Source organism: Arthrobacter agilis (assembly GCF_002953615.1).
Classification (GTDB): domain Bacteria; phylum Actinomycetota; class Actinomycetes; order Actinomycetales; family Micrococcaceae; genus Arthrobacter_D; species Arthrobacter_D agilis_B.
Genome location: NZ_CP024915.1, coordinates 3,173,735 through 3,178,135 on the forward strand (window position 1 = coordinate 3,173,735; position 4,401 = coordinate 3,178,135).

Annotated in this window: 5 protein-coding genes; 4 read left to right on the forward strand and 1 reads right to left on the reverse strand. The window is 70.6% G+C overall.

Features of this window, described 5'->3' with window-relative positions:
* The 4 genes from dprA to CVO76_RS15555 all read left to right on the forward strand — a co-directional run.
* The coding region (dprA, locus tag CVO76_RS15540; protein WP_208740037.1) for a DNA-processing protein DprA at positions 1–1,093 on the forward strand (1,093 nt) is incomplete at its 5' end.
* The gene (locus tag CVO76_RS15545) at positions 1,090–1,695 is read left to right on the forward strand and encodes a methylated-DNA--[protein]-cysteine S-methyltransferase (RefSeq protein WP_244186031.1); all 606 of its coding nucleotides are present in this window, start codon (positions 1,090–1,092) and stop codon (positions 1,693–1,695) included. The genes dprA and CVO76_RS15545, both read left to right, overlap by 4 nt.
* A gap of 30 nt (positions 1,696–1,725) precedes the next feature.
* Positions 1,726–2,658: a tyrosine recombinase XerC gene (locus CVO76_RS15550; protein WP_208740038.1), complete on the forward strand. Its 933-nt coding sequence runs from the start codon at positions 1,726–1,728 to the stop codon at positions 2,656–2,658.
* A gap of 213 nt (positions 2,659–2,871) precedes the next feature.
* On the forward strand, positions 2,872–3,375 hold the full coding sequence (locus tag CVO76_RS15555) for a DUF3145 domain-containing protein (RefSeq protein ID WP_133080683.1): 504 nt from the start codon (positions 2,872–2,874) through the stop codon (positions 3,373–3,375).
* Positions 3,376–3,502: 127 nt separating this feature from the next.
* On the opposite strand, the gene CVO76_RS15560 is transcribed toward CVO76_RS15555, so the two are convergent.
* Positions 3,503–4,401 (reverse strand): beta-ketoacyl-[acyl-carrier-protein] synthase family protein (locus CVO76_RS15560; protein WP_208740039.1); only part of this gene is annotated, 899 nt, incomplete at its 5' end.

Genomic DNA, 4,401 nt, shown 5'->3' on the forward strand with positions numbered 1-4,401 from the left:
CCGGGACCTCCTGCCCGATGGACTGGCCCGCTGGTCGCCGCGCCTTCGCGACCTCGCTCCCGAGCGCGATCTGGCGACGCTGCACCGTCTGGGAGGGCGCCTCATCGTGCCGGAGTCCGAGGAATGGCCCTCAGCGCTGGACGACCTGCAGGGCGCTGCTCCGCTCTCCCTGTGGGTGCGGGGCAGGCACCCGATTCCCGACCTCCGCGAACTGGTTGCCCTCGTGGGGTCGCGGGACAGCACGCCCTACGGTTCGTCGGTGACGACGGACCTCGCCGCCGGGTTGACCACGCAGGGATTCTGCATCGTGTCGGGTGGCGCGTACGGCATCGATGCGCAGGCGCATCGGGCAGCCCTCGCGACGTCCGCGGTCGACGAGCGGCCGGCGACCCTCGCCATCCTCGCCTGTGGTGTCGACCGGTACTATCCGGCGGGCAACGAGGAGCTGCAGCGCGGAATCGCGGACCGGGGGCTGCTGATCTCCGAGGTCCCTCCCGGCAGTTCACCCACGCGGTGGCGGTTCCTGCAACGCAACAGGCTCATTGCGGCCCTCAGTGCTGTCACGGTGGTCGTGGAGGCCCGGTGGCGGTCAGGGGCGCTCAATACGGCCCATCACGCGGCCGGGCTCGGCAGGGCCGTCGGCGCCGTCCCCGGATCCGTCCATTCCGCCAACTCGGCGGGCTGCCATCGGCTGCTCCGGGACGGAAGCGCCGTCTGCGTCACCGATGCAGCCGACATCGCGGAACTGGCCGGGCCGCTGGGCGCGGTCCCCTTCGGGGATCGAGCCAGGGAGGAGGCCGCTCCGGGACGGGACCAGGACGGCCTGACCGTCCCCGACCTGTTGCTCCTCGACGGGCTACCCGTCCGGTCGGCGACAACGGTGGACAAGCTGTCGCGTGTCGCGGGGCTCGCCCCGCGCGACGTCATCAGCGGGCTGGCCCGCCTCGAGCTCGCAGGCCTGGCGCAGCGGACCGGTGACGGCTGGCACCGTGCGAAGCGCTCACCCGCGCATCCGGCGGGTCCACCCGACACCGGGAGCTCCGGACCACCCGAACGGCCGAACCCACCGAGACACGAGGGAGAACTTCTGTGACCACCATCGATCAGCACTTCGAGGAGGAACGGTTCTTCGTCGAACTCCCATCACCCGTCGGACCGCTGCGCGTCGTCGCCCATCGGTCGGCAGTCGTCGGCGTGTATCACGGCGAACACCATCCACCGCCGTCCCCCCTGCTCCTCGGACGGGCGGTGAGGGAGCAGGTCGGCACACCCGAGGGTGCACGGCAGGCAGTGGTCCCTCCGGGCGGCCCGTTCCCTCCGGCTGCGACGGCCGACCTCCTCGGCACGGCGGCCCGGGAGCTGGGTGAGTACTTCGACGGGTCGCGGCTCGTCTTCGAGGTCCCGACCAGTCTGCGGGGCACCCCGTTCCAGCTCAGCGTCTGGGGTGCACTTGCCCGGATCCCGTACGGGGGACGTCGCAGCTACCGGGACATCGCGGAGCAGCTGGGCAATCCGCGCATGGGCCGGGCGATCGGGGCGGCTGTCCGGGCCAATCCACTCTCGATCATCGTGCCGGGGCACCGGGTCGTCGGCAGCACCGGATCAGTGGTGGGGTACGCCGCGGGCCCCGAGGCCAAGACCACTCTCCTCGAGCTGGAGAAGATCGTGTCCTGCGGGCTGCCCTTGCAGGGGTGAGGAGCGTGGATACTGGTAGGGGAGGTGGCCATGACACGAGGCAGCAACGGGCTGCACCCCGACGTCGACGCCGCCCTTCAGGCCTTCGTGGACTACCTCCTCAGGGAACGCAACCGCTCCGCGCACACCGTGCGGGCGTACGAGAAGGACATTGCGCTCTTCCTCTCGCACGCGTCTCGCGCCGGTGCGGCGTCGTTGGGTCAGCTCGAACTCCGGCACTTCCGGGCGTGGCTCGGCGCACTGAACGAGGCCGGCCTGTCCCGTGCGACGGTCGCACGACGCGCATCGACGGTACGCACCTTCATGGACTGGGCCGTGCGCGAGGAGCTGGTCCCTGCCAACCCGGCGCTGCGCCTCCGGGCCCCCAAGAGGACGAGCAGCCTGCCGGCCGTCCTCAACCAGCCGCAGGCCGCCACTCTGCTCGAGGGTCTCGACGAGCGCGCGAGGCAGGGCGACCCCTACGAGCTCCAGCGGCGGGCGATGCTCGAACTGCTGTACGCGACCGGCGTCCGTGTCGGTGAGCTGGTCGGCCTCGACATCGACGATGTCGACATGGAGCGCCGCACGCTGCTCGTCCTGGGCAAGGGTTCGAAGGAACGCACTGTCCCGTACGGGGTGCCGGCGGCGCATGCCATCGACGACTGGCTCCGCCGCGGGCGGCCCCGCTGGGTCTCGGAGCGCAGCGGGCCGGCCCTGTTCCTCGGCCGCCGCGGCGGGCGCATCGACCAGCGCACGGTCCGCACCCAGGTGAGGGACGCCCTCGAGGACCTGGGCGACACGGCGGCTCGTGGTCCCCACGCCCTGCGCCACAGCGCGGCAACCCACCTGCTCGACGGCGGGGCGGATCTCCGGGCGGTGCAGGAGATCCTCGGCCACTCCAGCCTCGCCACCACCCAGCTCTACACCCACGTCTCGGTGGATCGCCTCCGGCGCAGCTACGAGCAGGCCCACCCCCGCGCCTGAGCGGCTCCCGGGCATGCCAGGGTGACGTCGCGTGGCCCGCAGAGGGTCGCCACAGTGGCGAAATTCACCTATCTCGGGCACAATGAGCAGTAGTTCAATCGAACCTGCATGATATGTGTGGGTGGGTCTCGGGAAGTTCTGGCACATCCGAAGCAGTTTCATCAGCCACTGAAGGTCGTTGGGGAAGACGTACCTACAGCTATGGAGGATGGAATGTCTGTTGTGATGGCGCGCGGTGTCTTGTACGTGCACTCTGCCCCTACCGCGTTGTGCCCTCATGTCGAATGGGCCATCGGCTCCGTGCTGGACAAGCGCATCGACATGGAGTGGACAGCGCAACCTGCCGCGCCCGGAATGCTTCGCGCCGAGCTCTCCTGGGTCGGCCTACAGGGCTCCGGCGCCCAGCTCGCGTCGGCACTGCGGGGCTGGGCCCACCTGCGCTACGAGGTCACCGAGGAACAGAGCCCCGGAGCTGATGGTGGCCGTTGGTCGCACACCCCCGAGCTCGGGATCTTCCACGCCACGACCGACGTCCACGGCAACATCATGGTGACCGAGGACCGCATCCGCTACGCCTACGAGGCAGGCGCCGGCGATCCCGCCGCCGTCTACCACGAACTCTCCCTCGCGCTCGGGGAGTCCTGGGACGAGGAACTGGAGCCCTTCCGGCACGCAGCCGAAGGCGCCCCCGTGCGCTGGCTGCACCAGGTCGGCTGACTCCCACCGCGCAGAACGCCGGCCCTGATCGGGACCGACCATAGCAGGTTCCGATCGAGCAGCTCAGCACACAGGAAAGGCGCCACCCGCGAGGGTGGCGCCTTTCCTGTTTGCCCGATCGGGGCGGTCAGACGCTGCGGAGCACGATGACCGCATTGTGGCCGCCGAATCCGAAGGAATTGCTCAGCGCCACGATGTCGCCCGACGGCAGGTCCCGGGCGGTCGTGACGACGTCCAGCGGGATCTCCGGGTCCTGGTCGTCGAGGTTGATCGTCACCGGGGCCTTCCGTTCGTGGATGGCCAGCACGGTCATCACCGCCTCGACGGCGCCCGATGCTCCGAGCAGGTGACCGGTCTGGGACTTGGTCGCCGACACGGCCACCTGGTCCACATGGGACCCCAGGGCCGCCTTCAGCGCGGTGTACTCCGGCTTGTCGCCCACCGGGGTCGACGTCGCGTGGGCGTTCACGTGGACGACGTCCTCGGCCTGGGCGCGGGCATCGAACAGCGCAGCCTTCAGGGCACGGGTCGCACCGAGTCCCTCGGGGTCCGGCGCCGTGATGTGGTACGCGTCGGCGGTGACGGACGTCCCGCCGAGCTCGGCGTAGATACGGGCTCCGCGGGCGAGCGCGTGCTCCTCGGCCTCGATGACCAGGGCACCGGCGCCCTCTCCCATGACGAACCCGTCGCGGTTCGTGTCGTACGGACGCGAGGCGAGCTCGGGCTCGTCGTTCCGGCGCGACAGCGCGTGCATGGAGGCGAAGGCCGCGATGGGCATCGGGTGGATGGCGGCCTCGGCGCCGCCGCAGACGACGACGTCGGCCTTGCCCGACCGGATCAGTTCGAGTCCCTGGTGCAGGGCCTCGGTTCCGGAGGCGCAGGCGGACACCGGAGTATGGGCTCCTGCCCGCGCTCCGAGGTCGAGGCTCACAGCGGCAGCGGGGCCGTTGGGCATCAGCATCGGCACCGTCATGGGCAGCACGCGCCGGGGGCCCTTCTCCCGGAGAGTGTCCCAGGCGTCCAGGA

Bases quoted from the DNA above. Each gene is read 5' to 3' on its own strand.
- CVO76_RS15550 (WP_208740038.1), top strand. From the start codon at position 1,726: ATGACACGAGGCAGCAACGGGCTGCACCCCGACGTCGACGCCGCCCTT.
- CVO76_RS15555 (WP_133080683.1), top strand. From the start codon at position 2,872: ATGTCTGTTGTGATGGCGCGCGGTGTCTTGTACGTGCACTCTGCCCCT.